Source organism: Sphingomonas astragali, from assembly GCF_051400615.1.
Classification (GTDB): domain Bacteria; phylum Pseudomonadota; class Alphaproteobacteria; order Sphingomonadales; family Sphingomonadaceae; genus Sphingomonas.
The window spans coordinates 168637-194189 of record NZ_JBLFFH010000002.1 but is presented as its reverse complement, the minus strand read 5'-3'; the positions used below and the strand labels follow the sequence as shown (position 1 = coordinate 194189).

Genomic DNA, 25553 nt, shown 5'->3' with positions numbered 1-25553 from the left:
TTCAGGCGCCGCGAAAGGCGGGTTTGCGCTTCTCAAGAAAAGCCATGCCCCCTTCGACCGAATCCGCTGAACGGCGCGCGGCGCGCTGGTTCTCGGCCTCGCGCTGCATCGCCTCGGCATAGGTCGCATCCAGCGCGTGAGCGAGCCCCTGCCGCATCAGTCCCAGCGCGACGGTCGGCCCCGCCGCAAGCCGCTCGGCAAGGGCGAAGGCCTCCGCCTCCAGCGCCTCGTCCGCGACGACCTTGTGGATCATCCCCCATTCGAGCGCCTTGGCGGCCGGTATGCGCTCGCCCAGCATCATCATCTCCGCCGCCCGCGCACGCCCGATCAGCCGCGGCAGCATCCAGCTCGCGCCGCCGTCGGGCACCAGCCCGATGTTGACGAACGCCTGGAGGAAATAGGCGCTCTCGCTCGCGACGCAGAAGTCCGCCGCCAGCGCCAGGCTGCACCCGATCCCCGCCGCCGGCCCGCGCACGGCGCTGATCACCGGCACGGCAAGGTCCGCGATCGCCTGCAGCGCCGGATTGTAATGCTCGGTCAGCGAGCGATAGGTCGCCTCGGCCGGATCGCCTGCGCTCAACGCGCCGCCCGCGACGTCGGCGCCCGAGCAGAAGGCGCGCCCCGCCCCGCCGATCAGCACCGCGCGCGCCCCGTCGAGCGCCGCCAGCGCCGCCCCGACCTCGTCGAACATCGCCGTCGGCGCCGCATTGAGCCGGTCCGGCCGGTTGAGCGTGATCGCCAGCACATCGCCGCGCCGCTCGCTCAGGATATATTGGTAGGCCATAGGCCGTCGTCATGCGACAAATAGCGGGGACTGCATAGAGCCGGACATTGTCGGAGAGGACGCGATGAACAAGCGGCTGATATGGGGCGCGCTCGGCACGCTATCGATCCTGGCGGCGATCGGCGGAAGCTGGATTGCCTCGCTGCCGCCGGCGCCGGCCGCCGCCGCGCCGCCGCCGCCGATCGCCGCGGAGGAAACCGCCGCCACCCTCGCCGCGCTCGAGCCGCCGAAGCGCCGGCGCCCGCTGATCGCGATCGTCGGCATCAACGACGCCACCGAGACCACCGACTATCTGATGCCCTACGGCATCCTGCGCCGGTCGGGCGTGGCCGACGTGATCGCGCTGGCGACCGGCCCCGGTCCGGTGATGCTGTATCCAGCGCTCAAGGTCGAGCCGCAGGCGACGGTCGCCGCGTTCGACGCCCGGCATCCGGCCGGCGCCGACTATGTCATCGTACCGGCGATGAGCCGCGACGACGATCCGGCGGCGCTGCGATGGATCAGGATTCAGGCGGCCAAGGGCGCGATCGTGATCGGCGTGTGCGCCGGCGCCAAGGTGGTCGCCGCCGCCGGGCTGCTCGACGGCAAGCGGGCGACCACCCATTGGTATTATCTCAAGGAGTTGCGCGAACGGCATCCCGCCATCCGCTATGTTCCCGATCGCCGGCTGGTGGTCGACGGCAAGGTGGCGACCACGACCGGCATCACTGCTTCGATTCCGATGTCATTGACGCTGATCGAAGCGATCGGCGGGCGCGACCGCGCTGCCGGTGTCGCCCGGGACCTCGGCATCACGGAATGGGACGTGCACCACCGCAGCGCCGCGTTCCGCTTCAACCGCTCCTTCGCGCTGACGGTGATCGGCAATCGGCTCGCCTTCCACGAGGTGATGGGATTGGAGCTCAGGCCCGGCGTCGACGAGGTCTCGCTCGCGCTGGTCGCGGACGCCTGGTCGCGCACCTATCGATCGCGCGCGGAGACCTTCTCCGCCGCGCCCGGCCCGCAAGCAACGCGCGAGGGCCTGCACATCCTTCCCGACCGCGTCGCTGCAGAATGGCCCGGAGCAGGGCAGCTGATTTCGTTTGAGGGGCCGCCGGCGGAGGCATTGGACAATACGCTGCGCGACATCAGCGCACGATATGGAACGCGTACCGGCGATCTCGTCGCAATGCAGCTCGAATATCCGAGGAAGCCGGCCGATCAGCAGATCGCCTGGAACGGCGATACGCTGGCAACGCGGCTGCCCGCCCCGAGCGAATAGCGGCGAGCTAGCCCTCCTCTTCAAGGGAAGATTCCAAAGCTCAACCCAGTGGGTAACGCGCCCTCAACACCTTCCACGCCGCCCTGAGGCCGAAGGCATCGCCCCCCTTCGGCCGTCCAGCCTTGGCCGCCAGCCGCCAGGCGAACACGTCCATATGCGCCCAGGCGATCTCCTTCGGCACGAAGCGCCGCAGGAACAGCGCGGCCGTCACCGCCCCGGCGAAACCGCCGTCGGGGGCGTTGATCATGTCGGCGATGTCGGACTTCAGCATCTCGTCATACCCGTCCCACAGCGGCATCCGCCACAGCGGATCGCCCTCGTCGCGGCCGGCGCCGAGCAGCGCCTCGGCCAGCGCGTCGTCGTTGGCGAACAGCGGCGGCAGGTCGGGCCCGAGCGCGACACGGGCGGCACCGGTCAGCGTGGCATAGTCGAGGATCAGCTCGGGCCCGCCCTCGACCGCCTTGGCCAGCGCATCGGCGAGGATCAGCCGGCCCTCGGCATCGGTATTGGTGTTCTCGACCGTCAGTCCCTTGCGCGACCGCAGCACGTCGCCCGGACGGAAGCTCGCTCCTGACACCGCATTCTCCACCGCCGGAATCAGCAGATGCAGCCGCACCGGCAGACGCGCCTGCATCATCAGTCCGGCGAGCGCGAGGACGTGCGCCGCGCCGCCCATGTCCTTCTTCATCAGCCGCATCCCCGCCGACGGCTTGATGTCGAGCCCGCCCGAATCGAACACCACGCCCTTGCCGACCAGCGCCACGCGCGGGTGATCGGGCCGGCCCCATTCGAGCTCGATCAGCCGCGGCTCGCGTCCCTTGGCAGCGGCCTGGCCGACCGCATGGATCATCGGATAGCCGGTCTCAAGCTCGCGCCCGCGGGTGACGGTGAGCGTGGCGCCATGCGCCTTGGCGAGCGCAGCGGCCTCGGCCTCCAGCTCCTCGGGGCCAAGATCGGCGGCCGCGGTGTTGACGAGGTCGCGCACCCGCGCGGTGGCGGCGGCGAGCCTTGCCGTCTCTTCGATCGCCGCCGGATCGCTGGTGAGGAGGATGCGGGGACCGACCGGATTCTCCTCCTTGCGGTAGCGATCGAACCGGTGCTGCGCGAGCACCCAGCCGAGCCCGGCCGCGCCGACCTCGCCTTCGGCCAGGCGATAGGTGCCCTCGGGCAGCTGCTCGCCGAGCGAGGCGATGCGCCAGGGCGACCCCGGGGCCTCGTCGCAGACCAGCAGTATCGACCAGTCCTCCGCGCCCTCGCCGGGCAGGACGGCGCGATTGCCTGCCTTACCGGTGAGCCGATGCGCGGCGACGATGGCGCGGACACGCGGCGGCTGCTGGCCAAGCCATTCGGCCCAATTGTCGGGATGGACGACGATGATCGAACGCGCGGCCTGGCCGCGATCGGGCTGGAGCAGAGCAGTCATGCGGCGGACCCTAGCGAGGCGACGGCGAAAGGCCACAGCGTTCGTGCGGGGTTCCATAGTCGTCACGCCGGATGCGGCATCCGGGGCCAGGAGCGACATCGCCTGAGACTTCGGATCCCGGATCAGCCCGGGACGACGTCGGGTACGGCGGCCTGCGAAAACCGATCTGGCCCCAAAGAAATCGCTTTCCTAATTGGATTTGCCTTGCTTGGGTTCCTCGGCGGCTGCCGCGGGATAAGGGGAGCAAAGTGAACGAATGAAGCGCGACACCCTTCACTTTGAAGCTGGTTACGCGACAAATCCGCATGTCGATCGCCTCCGGACTCTGCCACGAACCAGCCGATGACCTCGCTCCTCTCCGTCGCCGAAGCGCAGGCGCGGCTGCTGGCGCTGGCATCGCCGGTCGCAAGCGAGCGTATATCGCTCCATGCCGCAGCCGGTCGCTGGGCGGCCGAGGACGTCCACTCCCGCCGCACCCAGCCTGCGGCCGACCTCTCCTCGATGGACGGCTACGCCATCCGCTTCGCCGACCTCCCCGGTCCCTTCCGCCTGGTCGGCGAGAGCGCCGCCGGCCGCCCCCATGCCGGCGGCATCGGTGCGGCCGAGACGGCGCGCATCTTCACCGGCGCGATCATGCCAGCCGGGGCCGACACCGTGCTCGTACAGGAGGAAGCGGAAGATCGCGCCGGCACGATCCACCTCACCGGCGAAGGGCCGCCGCGCCTCGGCAGCAGCGTCCGGCGGCGCGGGCTGGATTTCACCGAAGGCGGCGTCCTCATCACAAAGGGCGAACGCATCACGCCCGCTCGCGCCGCGCTGGCAGGACTGGGCGGCCATGCCGAGCTCGCTGTCCGCCGCCCAATCCGCGTCGCGATCGCCGCCACCGGCGACGAGCTGGTGCCGCACGGCGCACCGCTCCGCGACGGCCAGGTCCACGAAGTCAACGCGCTGATGCTGGCGACGATGCTCGCCGACCTGCCGGTAACGGTCGTCCCGCTCGGCATCCTCCCCGATCTCCTGGACGTGCTTACGGCTGCCTTCGCCGCGGTCGATGCCGACGTCCTCGTCACCACCGGCGGCGCATCGGTCGGCGATCACGACCTCGTCCGTCCCGCGCTAGAGACCGTCGGCGCCCATATCGACTTCTGGAAGGTCGCGCTGCGCCCGGGCCGGCCGATAATGGCCGGGCGGTTGAAGGATGCGGTGGTGCTCGGCCTGCCGGGCAATCCGGTCTCCGCCTTCGTTACCGCCACGCTGTTCCTGAGGCCCCTAGTCGTCGCCCTGTCCGGCGCCGCCGACCCCTTCCCCCGCACCCGCACCGTCCCGCTCGGCGAGCCGCTGCCGGCCAACGATTCCCGCGCCGATTACCTTCGCGCCGAGCTGCGCGACGGCCACGCCCATGCCTCGAGCATCCAAGACAGCTCCATGCTCCGCACCCTCGCCCGCGCGACCTGCCTGATCGTCCGCCCGCCCCATGCGCCGGCCGCGGCCGAGGGCGACTCGGCGGAAATCCTCGACCTCGCTTGACAGGAGGGGGAACAATCCGTAAACGTTCCGTGTCTGTTCTGGACGGAGGGACCGAATGCTCACGCGCAAGCAGCACGAGCTCATCTGCTTCATCGCCGATCGCCTCGCCGAAACGGGCGTGTCGCCCTCGTTCGAGGAGATGAAGGAGGCGCTCGACCTCAAGTCCAAGTCGGGGGTCCACCGCCTGATCAGCGCGCTCGAGGAACGCGGCTTCCTCCGCCGCCTGCCCAATCGCGCCCGCGCGCTCGAGGTGATCAAGATGCCCGAGCGGCCGCAGGCGAAGAAGGCCGGCGGGAAGACACTTGCACCAGAGTCAATTTCGTCAACATTTTCGTCGACGTCGCGCCTGCCGCAGCCGGCGAACGACGTGATCGAGGTCCCGCTGCACGGCCGCATCGCCGCCGGTATGCCGATCGAGGCGCTGGAGGGCGCGACCACGCTCCCCGTCCCCGCCGCGCTGCTCGGCGCGGGCGAGCATTATGCGCTGGAGGTCGCCGGCGACTCGATGGTCGAAAAGGGCATCCTCGACGGCGACTATGCGCTGATCCGCCGCACCGACGTCGCGCGCGACGGCGACATCATCGTCGCGCTGATCGACGACAACGAGGCGACGCTCAAGACCTTCTATCGGGAGGGCGCGATGGTCCGGCTCGATCCCGCCAACCGCGCCTATGATCCGCAGCGCTACGCCGCGCATCAGGTGCGCGTGCAGGGCAAGCTCGCCGGACTGCTGCGCCGCTACTGACCGGTACCCGACGCCTGCCGATCCCGAGGCGGCATGACGGTGGCGGGTCGAATCCAGGGATGGCGGCCGGCAGACGCGGCAACCGTCCGTATCCTGGCCGGATCGAAGGTCAGCGTCACGCCGCCCGACCGCGTCAGGAAGCCGCGGTCGAGCTTCAGCCACCGAGGTGTACAGCCCCGCGGCAGTCGCCGTTCGCTGACGACGACGTCCACCGTCCGGCAGGTGGCGATCAACGGCCGCGGATCGACCAGATACGTCGAGCGCGTCGCCAGCACCCGCCACCGCCGTCCGCCGCGCTCCAGCTCCGTCAGGCACAGGTCGGCGTTGCAGCGCGTACCCGCGACATCGTCGAGCACCGGCAGCTCGCCGTCGACGCCCCCGCCCTCGCTCAGCATGTCGCGGACATAGTCCCCCGCCCGCTCGCGCAGCAACGCCAGCCCACCGTCGCGCGTGCGCATGGCAAGGTGCCGCCCGTCGCCGGTGACGATCAGGTCCGGCGCCGGGGTCGCCAGCGCCCAGGCAGCCCCGAACGCGAGCGGCGCCAATCCACACCACCGCCAACGGGTTTTCCACAACATTGTCCACAGCCCGCCCGCCACCATCAGCGCGAAGGCACCCCGCGGCATCGCCGGCAGCGCCGCGACCGCTCCGGGCGCGTGCGCGGCGGTATGGGCGATCGACAGCAGCAGATCGAGCGCCCGCCCGCACAGCCACCAGACCGGCGTCCCCAAACCGCCGAGATCGAGCAGCAGCGCCAGCGCCTCGAGCGGCATGACCACGAAGGTGGTGAGCGGGATCGCGGCGATGTTGGCGAGCGCGCCGTAGAAGCCGGCCTTGTGGAAGTGGAACAGCCCGATCGGCATCAACGCCAGCTCGACGACGACGCCGGTCAGCAGCAGCGAAGCGAAACCCCGCCCGATCTTGCGCCACCGCGCCTCCTCGCGCGGCGCGAACCAGCCGCGCACCCGCCCGCCCTCGTGCAGCGCCACGATCGCCGTCACCGCGGCGAACGAAAGCTGGAAGCTGGCGCCCGCCACCGCCTCGGGCCACAGCAGCATCACGACCAGCGCCCCCGCCGCGACCAGACGCAACGTCACCGCCTCGCGCCCGATCGCGAGCGCCGCCAGTACCAGCAACGCGGCGACGCAGCTCCGGATCGTCGGCACCTCCGCGCCGGTGAGCAGGGTATAGCCGATCGCCGCCACCGCCCCCGCGCCCGCCGCGATCAACGGCAACCGAAACCGCAGCGCCAGCCAGGGACTCAGCGCCAGCAGCCGCAGCACCAGCAGCATCGTCGCACCGACCACCGCCGTGATGTGCAGCCCGCTCACCGACAGGAGGTGCGCAAGGCCGGACCGCCGCATCGCTTCGGCATCCGCCTCGGGAATGCCGCCCTGGTCGCCGGTCGCGAGCGACGCCGCGATACCGCCGCCCGCCCCTTCGATCCGGCTGCGGATATGCGCCGACAGCCGTGCGCGCAGGTCGCCTCCCGGCGCGTCACCGGCCTTCACCACCTCCACCGGCGCGAATCCGCGTCCGGTGGCACCGATCCGGTCGAACCACGCAACGCGCGCATAGTCATAGGCGCCGGGAACGGCCGGTCCCGGCGGCGGCATCAGCCGCGCCTGCAGCCGGATCACCGCACCCCGTGTTAGACCTTCCGGCACGTCCGCGTCGGCGAGGTTCACCCGCACATGTGCCGGCAACCCCGCCACGCCGACCGGCGCCAGCCGCAACCGCACCAGCTCGCGCGCCGCCAGCGGCTCCACCCGCTCCACGCGTGCGGTGAAGCGCGCGATCGCCGGACGCGCCAGCACCGGCGCCGCGACTCGCTCCGCCCGCCAACAGGCCAGGGCACAACCTAATGCGACCGCGAGCCCCCCGATCAGCAGTACCCGTCCGGCACGCGCTCCGACCGGCAGCACCACCCCAGCCGCCGCGATGCCGAGCCCGGCCAACACCACTGCGACCCACTGTCCAGCATCAGGCAGCGCGAACCAGGCGGCGATCCCCGCCCCCACCGCCACCGGCAGCCATAGGACGAGCTGGTCGCGCTCCGCCTCCAGCCACCGCTCGATCGCCGCCCCCGCCCCGCCCAGCCAATCGGACACGATTTGGCGCCGCGGAGGGTGCGTGCTAGGGGGCGCGGCGGCTGAGCTGGCCATTGAATTCACAGTCTGGGAGCATGCGCGCTTGGGCGCAACATCGACCTCGGGCGCGGGCGCGTCCGGTTCCGCTATCGTCACCCGTTTCGCCCCGTCGCCGACGGGGTTCCTCCACATCGGCAATGCCCGCACCGGCATGTTCTCGTGGCTCTACGCGCGCCGTCACGGCGGCAAGGCGCTGCTTAGGATCGAGGACACCGACAAGGCGCGATCGACCAAGGAGGCGATCGACGTCATCTTCGATGGCCTGAAATGGCTCGGCCTCGACTGGGACGACGAGCCCGTGTTCCAGTCGACTCGCGTCGAGCGTCACGCCGAGGTCGCGAACGAGCTGGTCGCGAAGGGCGCCGCCTACCGCTGCTACATGACGCAGGAGGAGCTGGCCGAGGCCCGCGCCGCCGCCGAGCGCGAGCGCCGGCCGTTCCGCCTCCAGTCCCCCTGGCGCGACGCCGACCCGTCCACCGCGCCCGACCGCCCGTTCGTCGTGCGGATCAAGGCCGCGCGCGAGGGCGAGACGGTGATCGAGGACCTGGTGCAGGGCCGGGTCGCGGTCGCCAATGCCGAGCTCGACGACATGATCCTGCTCCGCTCGGACGGCACGCCGACCTATATGCTCGCGGTGGTGGTCGACGATCACGACATGGGCGTGACCCACATCATCCGCGGCGACGATCACCTCAACAACGCCTTCCGCCAGCTCACCATCATTCACGCGATGGGTTGGCCGGAGCCGACCTATGCGCACATCCCGCTGATCCACGGCGGCGACGGCGCCAAGCTGTCGAAGCGCCACGGCGCGCTCGGCGTCGATGCCTATCGCGACGAGCTCGGCGTGCTGCCCGAGGCGCTGTTCAACTATCTGCTCCGTCTCGGCTGGGGCCATGGCGACGACGAGATCATCTCGAAGGAGCAGGCGATCGCGTGGTTCGACCTGGATGGCGTCGGCAAATCGCCGTCTCGGTTCGATCTGAAGAAGCTCGAGAACCTGAATGGTCATTACATCCGCGCCGCGGACGATAGCAGGCTAGCCGATCTGGTTGCCGGGCGGCTCAACTTCGAAGTCACGGATTCGCATCGCGAATTGCTGCGCCGCGCCATGCCCGCATTGAAGCCCCGCGCGGCCAATCTCCTCGAATTGGCCGATGGCGCCGCCTTTCTATTTCGCACCCGCCCACTAGGGATTGAGCCCGACGCCGCGCCGCTGCTCGAAGGCGAGGCACGCACCGTCCTCGCCCGGGTCCATGCGGCACTTGACGCCGTCGAGAGTTGGAATACGGAGGCGCTCGAAGCGGCGGTCCGCGAGGTCGCCGAGGCCGCGGGCATCAAGCTCGGCGCGGTCGCGCAGCCGCTGCGCGCCGCGCTTACCGGTCGACGCACCTCGCCCGGGATCTTCGACGTGCTCGAGTTGCTCGGGCGCGAGGAGAGCCTGGCCCGGATCGCCGATCACATGGCCTGAATCCCGGCCGGACAGAGAAAAGGACAGCGCGCATGAGCGAAGTCGCCGACAAACCCGCGATCGCGATCGGCAACCACGAATATCCCCTCCGCAAGGGCAGCGTGGGTCCGGACGTGATCGACATCCGCAAGCTCTACGGCGAATCGGGGATGTTCACCTACGATCCCGGCTTCACCTCGACGGCGAGCTGCGAGTCGGCGCTCACCTACATCGACGGCGACGAGGGCGTGCTGCTCCACCGCGGCTATCCGATCGGCCAGCTCGCCGAGCATTCGAGCTTCATGGAGGTCTGCTACCTCCTTCTCAACGGCGAGCTGCCCAAGCGGGACGAGCTCGACAAGTTCACCTACACGATCACCCGTCACACGATGCTGCACGAGCAGCTTGCGACCTTCTACCGCGGCTTCCGGCGCGACGCGCATCCGATGGCGGTGATGTGCGGCGTGGTGGGGGCGCTCTCGGCCTTCTATCACGACTCGACCGACATCACCGATCCGCAGCAACGCATGATCGCGTCGCACCGCCTGATCGCGAAGATGCCGACGATCGCGGCGATGGCGTACAAGTACACGATCGGCCAGCCGTTCCTCTATCCGCAGAACGACCTCTCCTACACCGGCAATTTCCTGCGCATGACCTTCGGCGTGCCGGCGGAGGAATATCATCTCGACCCGGTGGTCGAGAAGGCGATGGACCGCATCTTCATCCTCCACGCCGACCATGAGCAGAACGCCTCGACCTCGACCGTGCGCCTCGCGGGCTCGTCGGGCGCCAATCCGTTCGCCTGCATCGCGGCGGGCATCGCCTGCCTGTGGGGTCCCGCGCACGGCGGCGCCAACGAGGCGGCGCTCAACATGCTGCGCGAGATCGGCAAGCCCGAGCGCATCCCCGAATATATCGCGCGCGCCAAGGACAAGAACGACCCGTTCCGCCTGATGGGCTTCGGCCACCGCGTCTACAAGAACTACGATCCGCGCGCGACCGTGATGCAGAAGACGGTGCGCGAGGTGTTCAAGGCGATGAACGTCTCCGACCCGGTCTTCGAGGTCGCGCTCCAGCTCGAGGAGATCGCGCTCAAGGACGATTATTTCATCGAGAAGAAGCTGTTCCCGAACGTCGACTTCTACTCGGGCGTGATCCTGTCGGCGATCGGCTTCCCGACCACGATGTTCACCGCCCTGTTCGCGCTCGCCCGCACGGTCGGCTGGGTCGCGCAGTGGAACGAGATGATCTCCGATCCCGACCAGAAGATCGGCCGCCCGCGCCAGCTCTATACCGGCCCGACCGAGCGGGATTACGTCCCGATCGACAAGCGGTAGAGCTCAACGAAAGCCGGGACCGCAGGCGAAGGCGCGATACGGCACGAGATTCCAGCTTTCGTCGGGATAACGGCACGGTTCGGGCCGATCGCGTTCTAGCCTCGCGCCGGCAGCGAAAAGACGAACCGCGCGCCCTGCCCCGGCGCGCTGTCGACGAGGATGTCGCCGCCCATCGCCCGCGCCAGCCGCCGCGAGATGTAGAGACCGAGCCCGCTGCCGCCAGGCTCCGATCCGTCGACACGCTCGAACTTGTCGAAGATTCGCGCCTGGTCCTCGGGCGCGATGCCCTTGCCCTGGTCGGCGACGATCACGCACGCTGCGCTGCCCTGGAGTCCAGACCGTATCCAGATCGTCCCGTCTGCCGGCGAGTAGCGCACCGCGTTGCCGATCAGATTGACCATTATCTGCAGCGCGCGGCGGAAATCGCCGGTCGCCGGCAGCGTCTCGTCCGCGCCGGGCCTGTCGATATGGACGCGCTGCTCGCCCGCCCGCACCGCGAGCAGCCCCGCCGCGCGCCGCGCGATGTCGGCCAGATCGATCGGCTCGGGCTGGATCGCGAAATCCTCGCGCTCCACCGCCTCCAGGTCGACCAGATCGTCGACCAGCCCCAACAGATGCCGTCCCGCGGCGGCGATGTCGCCTGCATAATCGGTATAGCTCGCCGCCAGCGGGCCCTCGATCTCCGCGCTCATGCTGTCGGCATTGGCAATGATCCGTTCGAGCGGCGCCCTAAGCGCGCGGCCGAGCTCCGCGCCGAAGCCCCCAGGAAAGGGCCCCGCGGCCGAGACAGCATCGTCACCCGTCTCCCCGAGCATATGCGCAACGCCGACGAAGCCGGCGAAACGGCCCTGCTGATCGATCCGCGGCACCGCCGACAGCCGTACGCGGCGCCCGGTGCCGCGCAGCTCCGCCTGCTGGCCGTCGAAACGCATCTGCGCAGCGACCGCGCTCAGGATCGGAAAGGCGCCCTGCCCGTCCTCCTCGAGCGCGAACAGGCTGTTGAGCGGCTCACCGAGCGCGGCCGCGGCATTGACACCATAGCGCTCCCCTGCGTCGGGCTGGAGATAGGTGATCCTGAGGGCAGCATCGGCATCCCACCGCCAGTCGCCCTCGCTCAATATCGGATCGGCGACAGGCAGGACGGCGGGCGCCGGCGCCCGCCACGCGGGACGTGCGTACCATCCGCTCATCGCGAGCGTGACACCCTCGGCATCGGGCTCGGCACGAATCAGCAGGTCGAGGTCGTCCGATCCATCGGCCACCGTCACCTCGCGCGCGATGGGAATGCCGAGCCGCACCGCGAGCCGCCCCAGCGCAGCGAGCTCGGGGATCGGCAGCGGCATGCCGAGATCACCGCCGGCGCGACGGACGAGATCGATCAGCCGTGGCTCGGCATTCGTCAGCCGCCCTTCGGTGTCGACGCGGCCGATCACTGGCACCAGCGCAGTGTCGAAAGCGTTCATGGCCGCCCCCCGCTCCCGAGAGCCGCCAGCGCGGCGCGAAAGTCCGGATGAAGGGTCAGCGGCGCGATCGCCCGACGCGCGGCGCGGGGATCGAGTCCGGCGACGACGTCGAGCATATCGACAAAGCCGTCGAGGTCCCGCCGGCCGTCGGCCTCACACAGCCGGTAGCCGATCCGCGCGATCGCCGGCCGCGGCAGCTCTAGCGCGCGCAGCGACAGCCACAGCCGTTCCCCGGTGGGATCGAGCACGATCTCGCGCGCCACTTCGTACTCGACCCCCAGCGCATGGGCCAGAATGGCGACCATCACGCTCACACGGCGGTCGCGCAAGGCCTCGTCGAGCAGCGTCGGCAATTCATCGGCCTGCGCGTCGATCGCCTCGGCGAGCCGCATCGCCGCGGCCTCCAACCGATCCTGTCCTTCATTGGCGGCGATGTTGCGCAGCGCAGCCTCGATCACCGCGCGGTCGAGCACGGAGGGCGTATCGCCGACCGCTGCCGCAACCGCTTCGCGGAGCGCGGCGGCGACCCACCAGGCCAACCGCCGGTGCAGCATCGGCGGTAGGCCGGACCCGTTCGCAGTACCGCCTTCGGCCACTGCGCGGCGCTGGCTTTCGCCGGCCAAGACCGCCGCCGCGGCCTCGGTCACGACCGGATCGGTGCTGCCGGTGAGCCGCACGACCAGGCTCGGCGTGTCGGGATCGGCCGGCGCTTCGGCGGGCAACGCCGCGGCGATCAGCTCGCACCGCACCCGCGCAAGGCATTCGCCCACCAGCTCCGGATCGCGCAGCACACCCGCTCCGGCCAGCCAATCGGTGAGCGTCGCGGAGGTGGCCGCCAGCACCTCGGCAAGCCCGGCCTCACCGCGCCCGGTCAGCACGCGCGCCGCATGATCGCGCACGTCGTACCCGATCGCCGTCACCAGCGCGTCGATGAGACCGATCAGCGCGACCCGCGCATGGTCGTCGAGCCTGACCTCCGGCGCGAGGAACGCATCGTCGATGGCCGCACGCAAGGCCCGCCGCCCACGCGACTCCGCGCCGGCGGCGCGCGCAAGCAGCGCCTGCGCATCGGGACCGATCTTCCCCGCAAGGCCTTCGGAAATCTCCGACATGGCTCTCTACTATGCCGACCGTCGTTAATGGGGGCCTAAGCCTTTTGCCGACTCCCCTCAATTGCCCCGGCGAGCGAAGCGAAGGCATAGATGGCGGCGATTGCCAATCCTATCGTCGGATAGCCCACGATCGCGAACGGCAGCAGCAGCAGCGGATAGGCGCCCGGCGTCCCCCACCAGCGTCGGCGTTCGGCAGGCACGCGTTCGGTGAGAGCGGCGAGCCCGATCAGCGTCACCGCCAGCGCGATCGCGGTGCCGTCGCCCGTCTCCCGCCACGCCGACAGGCCGAGCATCACGATTCCCAACGCCGCGGCGGCGGCGATCGCCCGTTCCTGGAAACGGGCGCGTCGATCCTCGCCGCGCAGCCAGCTCAGCATCGAGCCGGTCGAGAAGGCCGCGGTCGCAACGGCGATCGACGCCAACCCGGGCCACGCGATCTGCTTCTGGAGCAGCGCCAGGCCGCCGAGCGTCAGCGCGCCGCCCGCCGCGAGCAGCGCCCATCCCGGTACACCCCGCGCGACGAGCTGCGGCAGCGTCCAGCCGGTGACCGGCGTGAAGATGAAGCGGTCGACCCAGGCCGTCCGCCGATCGCCGAGCGCCGCGAGCACCGATTTCGAGCGACGGATCATCGCCGCCGCGTTGCGCTCGACGCCGTGGCGGGTGCGCCCGATGCCGGGCGGGAGCAACAGCTGCGCCGCACCGGCCTGCGCCGAAAGGCGGAGCAGCGTCGATTGGAAGTCATAGTCGGCGGGCATCGCCGCGACATCGGCGAGCCGTGCCGCGGGGATCCGGGCGAGGCCGGCCCAGCTATGCGAGCTGTCGACCCGCTCGATCCCCGGCGTGCCGTCACCGTCTTGCGCAACCAGCAGCGCCTCATGGCTCTCGGAGGCGACCCACTCGACCACCGCGTCGGTTGTCACCAATCCGTCGGCGAAGACGATGAGCTGCGAGAGCGGATGCGCCTTGGCCGCGGCGTCCTCGGCCGATCGCACCACGTCCACCGCCAATCCCTTGCCGCCGATGCGATTGGTCGCGCCGAGCAGCGCCGGCGTCACCCGCGAGACCACGACCACCAGGTGCCGGACGCCGACCGCGGCGAGCAGCCGCGCCTGATATTCGATCAGCGTCGATCCGCCGAACGGCAGCGTGGCCGCAAGGGTGCCGGGCTGGTCCTCCGCATCTTCGGTCGCAAAAATCAGGCCGGCGAGCATTGCTGAGCGGATAGGGAAGCGTTGCGCCTGACGCAAATCCGCTGCGTCAGTATCGCAGATAGGCGCGCCGTTCCGCGCTCCACGCCTGCTCGTCGGGCATTGTCAGCGCATCGAGGTCGCCCGGCGCCGCGGCGGCATCGTCGACCCACTCGCGCAACGCAGGGCCACCGTTGATCACGTCGATCGCGAGCTTGTCGAACACATATTCGTACGGAAAATCCCGCCACAGCTCGTAATCCGGATACAGGTTCCGGATCGCCTTGAAACCCAGCGCCTGCGCCCGCCACGGCCGAAAGGCGCGATGGTCATAGCCCGGCCCCTCGGCATGGATGAAGACGCCGGAACAGAGCCGGCCGACATGTTTGTGGAAGGTCGGCTGGAACCACATGTCCCGCAGGGTGCAGCCCTTCAGCCACTCGGGCGCGAGCCGCCGCATCTCGGCGATCACCGCGCGGGCGTCGATGTCAGGCGCGCCGAACAGCTCCAGCGGCCGCGTGGTGCCGCGCCCTTCGGACAGCGTCGCGCCTTCCACCATCACCGTGCCGGCATAGGCGCGCGCCATGTTGATGTTGGCGGCATTGGGGCTCGGGTTGATCCACGGCCGCTCGGGCGGCCAGCCGAAGCCGGGCGCGACGTCGGGCTGCCACCCCTCCATCTCGATCACGCGATAGTCGACGTTCAGGCCGAAATGCCGGATGAACCAATCGCCGATCTCGCCCAGCGTCAGGCCGTGCCGCATCGGCATAGGCCCTGCGCCGACGAAGCTCTCCCAGCCGGGGCGCAGCGTCAGCCCCTCGGCAGGACGGCCGGCGGGATTGGGCCGGTCGAGCACCCACACCGACTTGCCGTGCTCTGCCGCAGCTTCGAGCACGTAGAGCAGAGTCGTGACGAAGGTGTAGATGCGGCAGCCGACATCCTGCAGGTCGACCAGCAGCACCTCGAAGGTGTGCATGGATTGCCCGCTCGGCCGCCGTACCTCGCCGTACAGGCTGAACACAGGCATCCCGTAGGTGGGATCGGTGAAGTCGGGCGACTCCATCATATTGTCCTGCAGGTCGCCGCGCACGCCATGCTGCGGCCCGAACACCGCCGATATGTCGAGCCCCACCGCGACCAGCGCGTCGAGCGAATGGGTGAGGTCCGCGGTCACCGAGGCGGGATGCGCGAGCAACGCGACGCGTCTGCCCGCCAGCGGCTTGCGCAGATCGGGGTCGGCGAGCAGTCGATCGATACCGAATTTCATGGCGCGCGTGCTGCCGGGAGTTCGAGGGCGAAGCAAGCGTCGTCGTGGAAATCGGGCTTCCCCGCTGGATGCGCGAGCGCCCAGTAGGATTTGGTGCCGTCCTGTTCCTCGATGACGGCAGAAAGGCCGATGCGCCAGTCGCCCGCCGGCAACCCGCCGAGATCGACGGTCACGCGGATGCCGTCCTCGATCGGTTCGACGGTCGGCGCCGCCAGCGGCTGGTCGCGCATTCCCTTGCGATTTCCGTCGAAGCGGTAGGCCGCCCATTGGCTGGAAGGCGAGAAATTGAACTCGAAGTACCCCTCTCCGCCCTCCGGCTTCACGAACAGCTCGAAGCAGGTGGACCGCCATAACCCGTCGACGCGGACCGGCTCAGCGGCGGGCGGAATTCGGACCACGCCACCGGCGACTCGATAGGCAAGCGTGCTGGTTCCGCGTCGGATGTCTGCCTCCACCTGGATGATATCGACCGCTTCAGGCAGCGATGCGGGATGAGGGATCAGCTTCATGGGCACAGCCCTAGACGGCGTGCGCCGTAGTGCCAATTCGGCGTCCCTCATCCCCTTCAATCCGTCCTATCGTAGCCCGCCGCTCGCGACGAGCTTCTCGCCCGTCAGCCAGCGCGCGTCGTCCGAGGCCAGGAATACCGCGATATCGGCGATATCGTCGGGCTGGCCGATCCGACCGAGCGGAGTCTGCGCGACGAAGCCGCTCTCCAGCTCCGATCCCACGACGCCCGCCGAGTGCGTGCCTTCGGTCTCCACCACACCCGGGTTGATCGCGTTGACGCGGATCTTGCGAGGGCCGAGCTCGTTGGCCAGCACGCCGGTGATCGCGTCCACCGCGCCCTTGGTACCGGTATAGACCGCGGAGTTCGGCATCAGCACGCTGGTGACCGCCGAAGAGATGTTGATCACGCTGCCGCCCTCGCCGAGATGCCTCGCGGCCGCCCGCGTGGTCAGCAGCACGCCGAGCACGTTGACGTCGAACATCCTGCGATAATGGTCCTCGGTCACCTCCTCGATCGGCGCGAAGTCGTAGATGCCCGAATTATTGACCAGCACATCCAGCCGGCCGAAGCTGCTCACCGCGGCGTCGATCAGCCCCTGGGCCTGGTCCGCCTTCGACACGTCGGCCTGTACCGCGATCGCCTTCCCGCCCGCTTGGGTGATGTCCGCGACCAGCGCGTCCGCTCCGGCCTTGCTCGACGCATAGTTCACCACCACCTTCGCACCGGCTGCGGCGAGCGCCCGGGCGATGCCGGCGCCGATGCCCTTGGATGCTCCGGTGACGACCGCGACCTTGCCTGCAAGTTTCATGACTTAATTCCCCATGGGCCGGTCGCCGGAATGGCGCCTTACTCCCATAGTTCGGGAATCTGGAACTGTTGAACTCACCTTCAAGACCCCCTAGCTAAAAATCATGCGGCCGCTGTTTCATCCTTCGATCGACGACGTGCCGGTGGAGGCGATCCTTCATGCGCTCTCCGATCCCGAACGCGTGGCCATCTTTGCGGCGATCGCGGATACCGGCTGCGCCCCGACCTGTTCGGCCTTCGCCAAGGTCGGCGATCGCGTGATCCCGAAGTCGTCGCTCTCCCACCATTTCAAGCTGCTGCGCGAGGCGGGGCTGATCCGGTCCGAGCGGCAGGGCGTCGAGGTGCGCAACACCTCGCGCTGCGCGGAAGTGGACGCGCGCTTTCCCGGCCTGCTCGCCGCCATCCTTGCCGCCTATGCCAAGGACAGCCCGACGTCGCAGGTGGAAACCGACGCTGCAGCGCGGGGCTGACGCACGCGCGCGCATTGGCTATGCGGCGCGCATCATGACCGATTTCCAGTCCGACCTGCTCCGCCTGCTCTCGACGCGCGGCTACATCCACCAGCTCACCGACGCCGAGGGCCTCGATACCCTTGCCGCCAAGCAGGTGGTGCCGGGCTATATCGGCTTCGATCCGACGGCGCCGTCGCTGCATGTCGGCAGCCTCGTCCAGATCATGCTGCTGCGCCGGCTCCAACAGACCGGGCACAAGCCGATCGTGCTGATGGGCGGCGGCACCGGCAAGATCGGCGATCCGAGCTTCAAGGACGAAGCGCGCAAGCTGATGACCGAGGAGGTGATCGCCGGGAACGTCGCCTCGATCCGCCGCATCTTCGAGCGGTTCCTGACCTTCGGAGACGGCCCGACCGACGCGATCATGGTCGACAATGCCGAATGGCTCGACCGGCTCGAATACATCCCCTTCCTGCGCGAGGTCGGGCAGCATTTCTCGATCAACCGGATGCTGAGCTTCGATTCGGTCAAGCTCCGGCTCGACCGCGAGCAGTCGCTGAGCTTCCTCGAGTTCAACTACATGATCCTCCAGGCCTATGACTTCCTGGAGCTGTCGCGCCGCGCCGGCTGCCGGTTGCAGATGGGCGGGTCGGATCAGTGGGGCAACATCGTCAACGGCATCGAGCTTTCCCGCCGCATGGACGGGACCGAGGTCTATGGCGTCACCACGCCGCTCATCACCACCGCGGACGGCGGCAAGATGGGCAAGACGATGGCGGGCGCGGTGTGGCTGCATGAGGATCAGTTGCCGCACTTCGATTACTGGCAGTTCTGGCGCAACACCGACGACCGCGACGTCGGGCGGTTCCTCCGCCTGTTCACCGACCTGCCGCTGGACGAGATCGCCCGGCTGGAAAGGCTCGAAGGCGCCGAGATCAACGAGGCCAAGAAGATCCTCGCGACCGAGGCCACCGCCATGTGCCGCGGCCGCGCCGCCGCCGAGGAGGCGGCCGAAACGGCCCGCAAGACCTTCGAGGAAGGCGCGGCCGGCGAGGCGCTGCCGAGCCTGGCGGTGGCCGGCGGCAGCATCGGTATCGTCGACGCGCTGGTCGGCCTCGGCTTCTGCGCGTCGAAGGGCGAGGCGCGGCGGCTGATCGCCGGCGGCGGCGCCCGCGTCGAGGGCGAGAAGGTGGCGGACGAGACGCTCGTCGTCAGCGTCGGCGGCGGCCAGGTGCGCATCTCGGCGGGCAAGAAGCATCACGGGCTGCTCGTCGCCGGCTGACCGGCACCGAGCACCGGTCGTTAAGCATCTTCGTTGCCCGGCGGTTCACCGCTGGTCTGATAATTACGTCCTGACGTAATCGGGGCGTGCGGGATATGGCGATCGGGAATCTGGCCTATGCCGACAAGCGGATGGTGGTCCGCGACGAGGTCCACCACCGCGTGCGCGTCGGCACCGGCGACGGCCGCTCGTTCCCGCTGCTGATCGTCAACATCTCGCCCCACGGCCTGATGGGGCGCTGTGAAGCCGATCTTGCCGCCGGAGAACGGCTCCGCCTGGTGCTCCCGCTGGTCGGACAGGTGACGACCGAGGTCCGCTGGGCGCTCGGCGGCCGCATCGGCGGCATATTCGAGAAGCCGATCCCGCTCACCGCCTATCACGAACTCATCGCCGCGCTGCTGAGGAAGGGCTAACCCGCCCGCAACAGCCCCACCGCGGCATCACGCTCGAACAGGTACAGCGCGATCCGCGCCGCCTGCCCGCGCTCGCCCTTGAGCCCGCCGTCGCGGTCGACCAGCAGGCGGGCGTCGCCATTGGCCATGCCGATCAGCTCGGCGAACGTCTCCGGCGGGGCGAGGCGGAATTGCTGCTCGCCCGACTGGCGCGTGCCGAGCATCTCGCCCGCGCCGCGCAGCCTGAGGTCCTCCTCGGCGATACGAAAGCCGTCGTTGGTCTCCCGCATCAGCGCCAGCCGCGCCCGCGCCGTCTCACTGAGGCCGCCGCCGCGCAGCAGCAGGCACACCGACCGCCCGCCGCCTCGCCCGACCCGGCCCCGCAACTGGTGGAGCTGCGCCAGCCCGAACCGGTCGGCATGTTCGATCACGATCAACGTGGCGTTGGGCACGTCAACGCCGACCTCGATCACCGTCGTCGCCACCAGCACCGCGACCTGGCCGGCGGCGAAGCGCGCCATCACCGCATCCTTTTCCGGTCCCTTCATCCGCCCGTGCACCAGTCCGGCGCGATCGCCGAACCGCGCCTGCAGCGCCGCCGCCCGCGCCTCCGCGGCCGCCATGTCGCTCTTCTCGCTTTCCTCGACCAGCGGGCACACCCAATAGGCTTGGCCGCCGCTCGACAGGTGCCGCGCCAGTGCATCCACCACCTCGTCGAGCCGATCGTCCGAGATCACCCGCGTCTCGATCGGCTGGCGGCCGGGCGGCATCTCGTCGAGGCGGCTCACGTCCATCTCGCCATATTGTGCCAGCGTCAGCGTGCGCGGGATCGGCGTCGCGGTCATGACCAGCAGGTGCGGCGGCCGCTCCGCCTTCGCCTGGAGCATCATCCGCTGGGCGACGCCGAAGCGGTGCTGCTCGTCGACCACCACCAGCCCTAGATTGCGATAGCTCACCCCTTCCTGGAAGATCGCGTGCGTTCCCACCAGAATGTCGATCGACCCGTCGGCCAACCCCATCAGCGTCGCTTCCCGCGCCCGCCCCTTGTCGCGCCCGGTGAGGATCGCGACCGATATGGGCAGGCCGGCGAGCTGGCGCTGCAACGTCTCGAAATGCTGCCGCGCGAGGATCTCGGTCGGTGCCAGCAGCGCCCCCTGCGCCCCCGCCTCCGCGGCGATCAGCAGCGCCATCAGCGCCACGAGCGTCTTGCCTGAACCGACGTCGCCCTGGAGCAGGCGCAGCATCGGCTGGCTCTGCGCCATGTCGCCCTCGATCTCGCCGATCGTGCGCGCCTGTGCGCCGGTCGGGGCATATGGCAGGTCGAGCCGGTCGCGCAGCCGCCCGTCGCCGGCCAGCGCCATGCCCCGCTTCGCCCGCGCCTCGCCCCGCACCAGCAGCAGCGCGAGCTGGTTGGCGAACACCTCGTCGTAGGCGAGCCGCTCGCGCGCCTTCGCATCAGCGGGATCGGTATGGATGCGCGCGAGCGCCTCCTTCCAATCCGGCCAGCCGCGCGCCGCCTTGAGGCTCGACTCGATCCATTCGGGAAGATCCGGGGCGCGCTCCACCGCCTGCGCCGCGAGCGCCGCGAGCCGGCGCGAGGTCATGCCCTCGGTCAGCGGGTAGATCGCCTCGCGCTCACCCGCCGCCGGCGCCTCCTCGAGCGGCACGACGTAATCGGGATGGACGATCTGCAGCTCCTGGCCATAGGTCTCGAGCTTGCCCGACACCCGGCGCGGCTCGTTCAACGGCAGCAGCTTCTTCACCCAGGCCGAGCTGCCGCCGAAATAGACCAGGCTCACGTAATTGCCCCTGGCATCCACCGCCTGCACCCGCGCCGGGCTGCGCGCGCTGCCGCCCATGCGATGGGCGACGGGGGTCAGCGTGATCGCGATCACCCGCCCCGCGTCCGCCATGTCGAGCTCCTCGCGCGGCAGCCGGTCGATCCACCCGGTCGGCAGATGGAAGGCGACGTCGACCACCCGCGCGATCCCCAGCCGTTCCAACGGCTTGGCAAGCCCCGCCCCGACGCCCTTGAGGACGGTCACTTCGGCGAACAGCGGGTTGAGGATGGCGGGGCGCATGGCTATCTCGCCATCTCTACCCATCGCCGACCGCTCCGACCAGCGCTGCCGGCCATTCGTCGTTGGAGTCTCATGGACCGCGAACACCGCCTCAAGCGCCTGCGCTTCCGCGCCTGGCACCGCGGCACCAAGGAAGCCGACCTGATGATCGGCGGCTTCATCGACGCCCATGCCGCCGGCTGGAGCGACGCCGATATCGCCTGGTTCGAGGCATTCCTGGAAGAACAGGACGTCGATATCATGGCCTGGGCGATGGGTGCGCAGCCGGTACCGGAGCGGTGGGAAGGCTCGATGATGACCGCACTCAAGACCCTCGGTTACGTGCCGATCGCCAGATGAGCTACCTAGCCCTCTCCCTCTGGGGAGAGGGTTGGGAGAGGGGCTTCGCCGCAGGCCACGGCTCGGTGAGACCCCACCCCTCTCCCAAACCCTCTCCCCTGCGGGGAAAGGGCTTTACCTACCCTACTCGACCGAGACCAAATGCCCGACCTCAATAAAATCCTTTCCGCCAAGTCCCCCCTGACCCTCGCCGGCGTCGCCACGGGGTTCCAGCCGGTGCTGCTCGCCGACCTCGCCCGCGCGGCCAAGTGCGGCGCGGTGTTCATCGTTCCCGACGAAGCGGCGATGCGCGAGGTCGCAGCGACTGCCCCCTTCTTCGCGCCCGAGCTGGAGGTGCTGACCTTCCCGGCCTGGGACTGCCTCCCCTACGACCGCGCTTCGCCGACGCTGAGGATGATGTCGGAACGGCTGGCCACGCTCCACGCGCTCCAGCAGCCGGCGAAGGCGCCGCGCCTGCTCGTCACCACCGCCAACGCCGCCACCCAGCGCACGCTCACCCCGTTCCGCATCCGCCAGCTCGTCGCCCGGCTCGCGCCCGGCGAGCGCATCTCGCTCGACCGCCTCACCGCTCTCCTCCAGGCCAACGGCTATGTCCGCACCGAAACCGTCGCCGACGCGGGCGAGTTCGCCGTCCGCGGCGGCCTGGTCGATCTGTTCCCCTCGGGCGCCGAGCAGGGCCTGCGCCTCGACTTCTTCGGCGACGAGATCGAGACGGTACGCACCTTCGACCCCGCGACGCAGCGCACCACCGGCACCGTTCCCGGTTTCACCCTCCTCCCCGCCTCCGAAGCGCTGCTCGACGAGGACTCGATCAAGCGCTTCCGCACCCGCTACCGCGAGAAGTTCGGCGCCACCGCCACCGGCGACCCGCTCTACGAGGCGGTGAGCGACGGCCGCCGCCTCGCCGGCATGGAACATTGGCTGCCGCTGTTCGAGGAGCGGCTGGAGACGCTGTTCGACCACCTTCCGGCCGATGCGGTGATCGTCCGCGATGCCGGCGTCACGGGCGCGGCAGAGGCGCGGTTCGAGGCGATCGCCGACTACCACGCCAATCGCCTGCGTGCTGCCGGCGCCGAACCCGGCAGCTACCGCCCGCTCGCGCCCGACGCGCTCTACCTCGCGCCCGAGCAATGGGCCGAGACGCTGAAGGCCGCGCCCGCGCATGTCGCCACGTCCTTCCACGAGCCCGAAACCGCGACCGTCCTCGACTTCGCCGTCGACGGCCCTCGCGACTTCGCCCCCGAACGCTCCGGCGGCAAGAACGTCTACGAGGCGGTCGTCGCCCATCTCGCCAACGTGAAGGCCGGCGGACGCAAGACGATCCTCGCCAGCTATTCCCAGGGCTCCCGCGAGCGCCTCAAGGGCCTGCTCGAAGACCACGGCCTCACGGGCCTGCGCCTGGTCGACAGCTGGCGGGAAGCGCAGGCGGCGGGCGACAAGGGCACTGCCGTGGTCGTGCTCCCGCTCGACCACGGTTTCACCGCGCCCGACGTCGTGCTGCTCACCGAGCAGGACATGCTCGGCGATCGTCTCGTCCGCCGCGCCAAGCGCCGCAAATCCGCCGACGCCTTCCTCGCCGAACTCGCTACGCTGTCGCCCGGCGATCTCGTCGTCCATATCGACCACGGCATTGGCCGCTACGAAGGGCTGACGCAGATCCCGGTGCAGCGGGCCCCCCACGATTGCGTCGCGCTCACCTATGCCGGCGGCGACAAGCTCTACGTGCCCGTCGAGAACCTTGAGGTGCTGAGCCGCTACGGCTCGTCGGAGGAAGGTGCGGCGCTCGACAAGCTCGGCGGTGAGGCGTGGCAGCGGCGCAAGGCGCGGATGAAGGAGCGCATCCGCGAGATCGCCGGCGAACTCATCAAGACCGCCGCCGAACGCGCGCTGCGCCCGGCCGACGTCGCCGAGCCCGATCTTACCGGCTTCGCGGCCTTCGTCGACCGCTTCCCCTATCAGGAGACCGACGACCAGGACCGCGCGATCGCCGACGCCCTCGCGGACCTTTCCGCCGGCAAGCCGATGGACCGGCTGATCGTCGGCGACGTCGGCTTCGGCAAGACCGAGGTCGCGCTGCGCGCCGCCTTCGTCGCGGCGATGGCGGGAATGCAGGTGGCGGTGGTGTGCCCGACCACGCTGCTCGCCCGCCAGCACTACAACAACTTCCGCGAACGGTTCGAGGGTTTCCCGATCGAGATCGGCCGCCTGTCGCGCCTGGTTCCCGCCAACGAGGCCAAGGCGGTCAAGGAGGGGCTCGCCTCCGGCAAGGTCGACGTCGTCATCGGCACCCACGCGATCCTCGCCAAGGGCGTCGAGTTCAAGCGGCTCGGCCTCGTCATCGTCGACGAGGAGCAGCGCTTCGGCGTCACCCACAAGGAGCGGCTGAAGGCGCTCAAGACCGACGTCCACGTCCTGACCCTCACCGCCACGCCGATCCCGCGCACCCTCCAGATGGCGATGTCGGGCCTGCGCGAGCTGTCGGTGATCCAGACCCCGCCGGTCGACCGTCTCGCCGTGCGCACCTATGTCATGCCCTGGGACCCGGTGGTGCTGCGCGAGGCGCTGCTGCGCGAGCACTATCGCGGCGGCCAGAGCTTCGTCGTCACCCCGCGCATCGCCGACCTCCCCGACATCGAGGAGTTCCTGCGCGAGGCGGTGCCGGAGGTCCGCTACGTCGTCGCCCACGGCCAGATGTCCCCGACCGAGGTCGAGGAGCGCATGTCGTCCTTCTACGACAGGAAGTTCGAGGTGCTGGTCTCGACCACCATCATCGAGAGCGGGCTCGACATCCCTTCGGCCAACACGATGATCGTCAACCGCGCCGACCGCTTCGGCCTCGCCCAGCTCTACCAGCTGCGCGGCCGCGTCGGGCGCGCCAAGACGCGCGCCTACGCCTATCTCACCACGCCCCCCGAACGGCTGATGACCGAGGCCGCCGAGAAGCGGCTCAAGGTGCTCTCAGACCTCGAATCGCTGGGCGCCGGTTTCCAGCTCGCCAGCCACGATCTCGACATCCGCGGCGCCGGCAACCTGCTCGGCGACGAGCAGTCGGGGCATATCAAGGAGGTCGGCTACGAGCTCTACCAGTCGATGCTCGAGGAGGCGATCCTGGAGGCCCGCGCCGGCGGATCGCTCCAGCGGCCGACCGACTTCAGTCCGCAGATCACGATCGACGCGCCGATCCTGGTTCCGGAGAGCTATGTCCCGGACCTCGATCTGCGCATGGGCCTCTACCGCCGCCTCAATGAGATCGACGAGGTTTCTGGATTGGAGGCGTTCGCCGCCGAGATGATCGACCGTTTCGGCAAGCTCCCCGACGAGACCGAGAACCTGCTGCGCCTCATGGAGATCAAGCTCAACGCCAAGCAGGCCTGCGTCGCCAAGATCGACGTCGGACCGAAGGGCGCGCTGGTGAGCTTCCACGAGGACAATTTCCCCAACATCGACGGCCTGCTCGCCTATGTCTCGCGGCTCGGCGACACCGCGAAGCTGCGCCCCGACCATCGCCTCGTCATCAACCGCGCCTGGGCCGACCCCAAGGCGCGGCTCAACGGCGCGCTCCAGCTCTCGCGGGGGCTAGCGAAGGCGGCGGGCTAGAGCGGCTCCTAATCTGAGCTGTTCAGTTCGAACAATACTGTGCTCCTGCGAAGGCAGGAGCGTTGGCGAGTTGTGGTTCGCGCGGCCAAGGCTCCTGCCTTCGCAGGAGCACGGTTCCATAATCAAGCTGAATGTCGATGCGCCCTGGGCGGGGTCGATCGCGAACTCTTCGCCCTAGCTTGCAATGTAGGATTTCGCCTGCTTGGCTTGCCGGGCCCGGTGCCGCTGCGGCGCTGGCCCGCTTTTTGAATTCGTCGATCTTGTCCAAGTCGCGTCAGCGCCGCGTCCCTGGCGCGTTCACGCCGCATCTCCAGCGTCGTGGCTCGCACACACATGCCGCGAGTCAAGTTAGTCAACATTTTCGTTGACCGTCGCCAGACCGG

General features: G+C 69.4%; 20 protein-coding genes. 10 read left to right on the top strand and 10 right to left on the bottom strand.

Translation table 11 applies throughout. The annotated features are described in order from the left end of the window. Position 1: 1 nt before the first annotated feature. On the bottom strand, positions 2-784 hold the full coding sequence (locus ACMGER_RS09140) for an enoyl-CoA hydratase-related protein (RefSeq protein ID WP_436811846.1): 783 nt from the start codon (positions 782-784) through the stop codon (positions 2-4). A 64-nt stretch (positions 785-848) separates the two neighbouring features. Between ACMGER_RS09140 and ACMGER_RS09135 the strand changes: the two genes are divergently transcribed. Further along, a complete protein-coding gene (locus ACMGER_RS09135; protein WP_436811845.1) occupies positions 849-2045 on the top strand; it encodes a DJ-1/PfpI family protein in 1197 nt (398 codons plus the stop codon). Between the two features lie 40 nt (positions 2046-2085). Here ACMGER_RS09135 and ACMGER_RS09130 read toward each other — a convergent pair whose 3' ends face one another. Then, on the bottom strand, positions 2086-3468 hold the full coding sequence (locus tag ACMGER_RS09130) for a leucyl aminopeptidase family protein (RefSeq protein WP_436811844.1): 1383 nt from the start codon (positions 3466-3468) through the stop codon (positions 2086-2088). Positions 3469-3810: 342 nt separating this feature from the next. On the opposite strand from ACMGER_RS09130, the gene ACMGER_RS09125 reads away from it, so the two are divergent. Both ACMGER_RS09125 and lexA read left to right on the top strand, forming a co-directional pair. Further along, a complete protein-coding gene (locus tag ACMGER_RS09125; protein WP_436811843.1) occupies positions 3811-4995 on the top strand; it encodes a molybdopterin molybdotransferase MoeA in 1185 nt (394 codons plus the stop codon). Positions 4996-5050: 55 nt separating this feature from the next. Next, positions 5051-5740 (top strand): transcriptional repressor LexA, encoded by a 690-nt coding sequence (gene lexA / locus ACMGER_RS09120; protein WP_436811842.1) that lies wholly within the window; start codon positions 5051-5053, stop codon positions 5738-5740. On the opposite strand, the gene ACMGER_RS09115 is transcribed toward lexA, so the two are convergent. Continuing rightward, entirely contained in the window at positions 5734-7905 is a 2172-nt protein-coding gene (locus tag ACMGER_RS09115; protein WP_436811841.1) for a ComEC/Rec2 family competence protein, read from the bottom strand. The genes lexA and ACMGER_RS09115 overlap by 7 nt on opposite strands. 28 nt (positions 7906-7933) lie before the next feature. Between ACMGER_RS09115 and gltX the strand changes: the two genes are divergently transcribed. Both gltX and gltA read left to right on the top strand, forming a co-directional pair. Then, complete coding sequence (gltX, locus tag ACMGER_RS09110) at positions 7934-9361, top strand: glutamate--tRNA ligase (RefSeq protein WP_436811840.1); 1428 nt, start codon at positions 7934-7936, stop codon at positions 9359-9361. 32 nt (positions 9362-9393) lie between these two features. After that, positions 9394-10680 (top strand): citrate synthase, encoded by a 1287-nt coding sequence (gltA, locus tag ACMGER_RS09105; protein ID WP_436811839.1) that lies wholly within the window; start codon positions 9394-9396, stop codon positions 10678-10680. A gap of 95 nt (positions 10681-10775) precedes the next feature. Here the strand turns inward: gltA and ACMGER_RS09100 are convergent, their stop codons facing one another. From ACMGER_RS09100 to ACMGER_RS09075, 6 genes are read right to left on the bottom strand one after another with little or no spacing between them, the layout of a single operon-like run. Beyond that, the gene (locus ACMGER_RS09100) at positions 10776-12143 is read right to left on the bottom strand and encodes a PAS domain-containing sensor histidine kinase (protein WP_436811838.1); all 1368 of its coding nucleotides are present in this window, start codon (positions 12141-12143) and stop codon (positions 10776-10778) included. Further along, entirely contained in the window at positions 12140-13255 is a 1116-nt protein-coding gene (locus ACMGER_RS09095) for a DUF2336 domain-containing protein (protein ID WP_436811837.1), read from the bottom strand. The genes ACMGER_RS09100 and ACMGER_RS09095 overlap by 4 nt, the downstream gene beginning before the upstream one ends. Before the next feature lie 35 nt (positions 13256-13290). Then, positions 13291-14466 carry a hypothetical protein gene (locus ACMGER_RS09090; RefSeq protein ID WP_436811836.1) on the bottom strand — a complete coding sequence of 392 codons (1176 nt, stop codon included), beginning with the start codon at positions 14464-14466 and terminating at the stop codon, positions 13291-13293. Positions 14467-14512: 46 nt separating this feature from the next. Next, positions 14513-15709, bottom strand: a complete 1197-nt coding sequence (locus ACMGER_RS09085; RefSeq protein WP_436811835.1) for an exo-beta-N-acetylmuramidase NamZ family protein — start codon at positions 15707-15709, stop codon at positions 14513-14515. Then, a complete protein-coding gene (locus tag ACMGER_RS09080; protein ID WP_436811834.1) occupies positions 15706-16269 on the bottom strand; it encodes a DOMON-like domain-containing protein in 564 nt (187 codons plus the stop codon). The genes ACMGER_RS09085 and ACMGER_RS09080 overlap by 4 nt, the downstream gene beginning before the upstream one ends. Positions 16270-16284: 15 nt before the next feature. Continuing rightward, positions 16285-17028, bottom strand: coding sequence for a glucose 1-dehydrogenase (locus tag ACMGER_RS09075; protein ID WP_436811833.1), 744 nt, complete (start codon positions 17026-17028; stop codon positions 16285-16287). Positions 17029-17131: 103 nt separating this feature from the next. On the opposite strand from ACMGER_RS09075, the gene ACMGER_RS09070 reads away from it, so the two are divergent. The 3 genes from ACMGER_RS09070 to ACMGER_RS09060 all read left to right on the top strand — a co-directional run bounded on the left by ACMGER_RS09070 (position 17132) and on the right by ACMGER_RS09060 (position 19174). Continuing rightward, positions 17132-17497 (top strand): ArsR/SmtB family transcription factor, encoded by a 366-nt coding sequence (locus tag ACMGER_RS09070; protein WP_436811832.1) that lies wholly within the window; start codon positions 17132-17134, stop codon positions 17495-17497. A 34-nt stretch (positions 17498-17531) separates the two neighbouring features. Next, a complete protein-coding gene (tyrS, locus tag ACMGER_RS09065) occupies positions 17532-18761 on the top strand; it encodes a tyrosine--tRNA ligase (protein WP_436811831.1) in 1230 nt (409 codons plus the stop codon). A 95-nt stretch (positions 18762-18856) separates the two neighbouring features. Continuing rightward, a complete protein-coding gene (locus ACMGER_RS09060) occupies positions 18857-19174 on the top strand; it encodes a PilZ domain-containing protein (protein WP_436811830.1) in 318 nt (105 codons plus the stop codon). On the opposite strand, the gene recG is transcribed toward ACMGER_RS09060, so the two are convergent. After that, positions 19171-21234 carry an ATP-dependent DNA helicase RecG gene (gene recG, locus ACMGER_RS09055; protein WP_436811829.1) on the bottom strand — a complete coding sequence of 688 codons (2064 nt, stop codon included), beginning with the start codon at positions 21232-21234 and terminating at the stop codon, positions 19171-19173. The genes ACMGER_RS09060 and recG overlap by 4 nt on opposite strands. 72 nt (positions 21235-21306) lie before the next feature. Between recG and ACMGER_RS09050 the strand changes: the two genes are divergently transcribed. Further along, on the top strand, positions 21307-21573 hold the full coding sequence (locus ACMGER_RS09050) for an FAD assembly factor SdhE (RefSeq protein WP_436811828.1): 267 nt from the start codon (positions 21307-21309) through the stop codon (positions 21571-21573). Between the two features lie 141 nt (positions 21574-21714). Further along, a complete protein-coding gene (gene mfd, locus ACMGER_RS09045) occupies positions 21715-25170 on the top strand; it encodes a transcription-repair coupling factor (RefSeq protein WP_436811827.1) in 3456 nt (1151 codons plus the stop codon). The last annotated feature ends 383 nt before the right edge of the window (positions 25171-25553 follow it).

Coding starts and splice junctions, on each gene's coding strand:
- ACMGER_RS09075 (WP_436811833.1), bottom strand. CDS start 17,028: ATGAAACTTGCAGGCAAGGTCGCGGTCGTCACCGGAGCATCCAAGGGC.
- lexA (WP_436811842.1), top strand. CDS start 5,051: ATGCTCACGCGCAAGCAGCACGAGCTCATCTGCTTCATCGCCGATCGC.
- ACMGER_RS09115 (WP_436811841.1), bottom strand. CDS start 7,905: ATGGCCAGCTCAGCCGCCGCGCCCCCTAGCACGCACCCTCCGCGGCGC.
- ACMGER_RS09095 (WP_436811837.1), bottom strand. CDS start 13,255: ATGTCGGAGATTTCCGAAGGCCTTGCGGGGAAGATCGGTCCCGATGCG.
- ACMGER_RS09060 (WP_436811830.1), top strand. CDS start 18,857: ATGGCGATCGGGAATCTGGCCTATGCCGACAAGCGGATGGTGGTCCGC.
- ACMGER_RS09090 (WP_436811836.1), bottom strand. CDS start 14,466: ATGCTCGCCGGCCTGATTTTTGCGACCGAAGATGCGGAGGACCAGCCC.
- tyrS (WP_436811831.1), top strand. CDS start 17,532: ATGACCGATTTCCAGTCCGACCTGCTCCGCCTGCTCTCGACGCGCGGC.
- ACMGER_RS09140 (WP_436811846.1), bottom strand. CDS start 784: ATGGCCTACCAATATATCCTGAGCGAGCGGCGCGGCGATGTGCTGGCG.
- ACMGER_RS09125 (WP_436811843.1), top strand. CDS start 3,811: ATGACCTCGCTCCTCTCCGTCGCCGAAGCGCAGGCGCGGCTGCTGGCG.
- ACMGER_RS09130 (WP_436811844.1), bottom strand. CDS start 3,468: ATGACTGCTCTGCTCCAGCCCGATCGCGGCCAGGCCGCGCGTTCGATC.
- ACMGER_RS09080 (WP_436811834.1), bottom strand. CDS start 16,269: ATGAGGGACGCCGAATTGGCACTACGGCGCACGCCGTCTAGGGCTGTG.
- ACMGER_RS09100 (WP_436811838.1), bottom strand. CDS start 12,143: ATGAACGCTTTCGACACTGCGCTGGTGCCAGTGATCGGCCGCGTCGAC.
- ACMGER_RS09135 (WP_436811845.1), top strand. CDS start 849: ATGAACAAGCGGCTGATATGGGGCGCGCTCGGCACGCTATCGATCCTG.
- mfd (WP_436811827.1), top strand. CDS start 21,715: ATGCCCGACCTCAATAAAATCCTTTCCGCCAAGTCCCCCCTGACCCTC.
- ACMGER_RS09050 (WP_436811828.1), top strand. CDS start 21,307: ATGGACCGCGAACACCGCCTCAAGCGCCTGCGCTTCCGCGCCTGGCAC.
- gltA (WP_436811839.1), top strand. CDS start 9,394: ATGAGCGAAGTCGCCGACAAACCCGCGATCGCGATCGGCAACCACGAA.
- recG (WP_436811829.1), bottom strand. CDS start 21,234: ATGCGCCCCGCCATCCTCAACCCGCTGTTCGCCGAAGTGACCGTCCTC.
- ACMGER_RS09085 (WP_436811835.1), bottom strand. CDS start 15,709: ATGAAATTCGGTATCGATCGACTGCTCGCCGACCCCGATCTGCGCAAG.
- ACMGER_RS09070 (WP_436811832.1), top strand. CDS start 17,132: ATGCGGCCGCTGTTTCATCCTTCGATCGACGACGTGCCGGTGGAGGCG.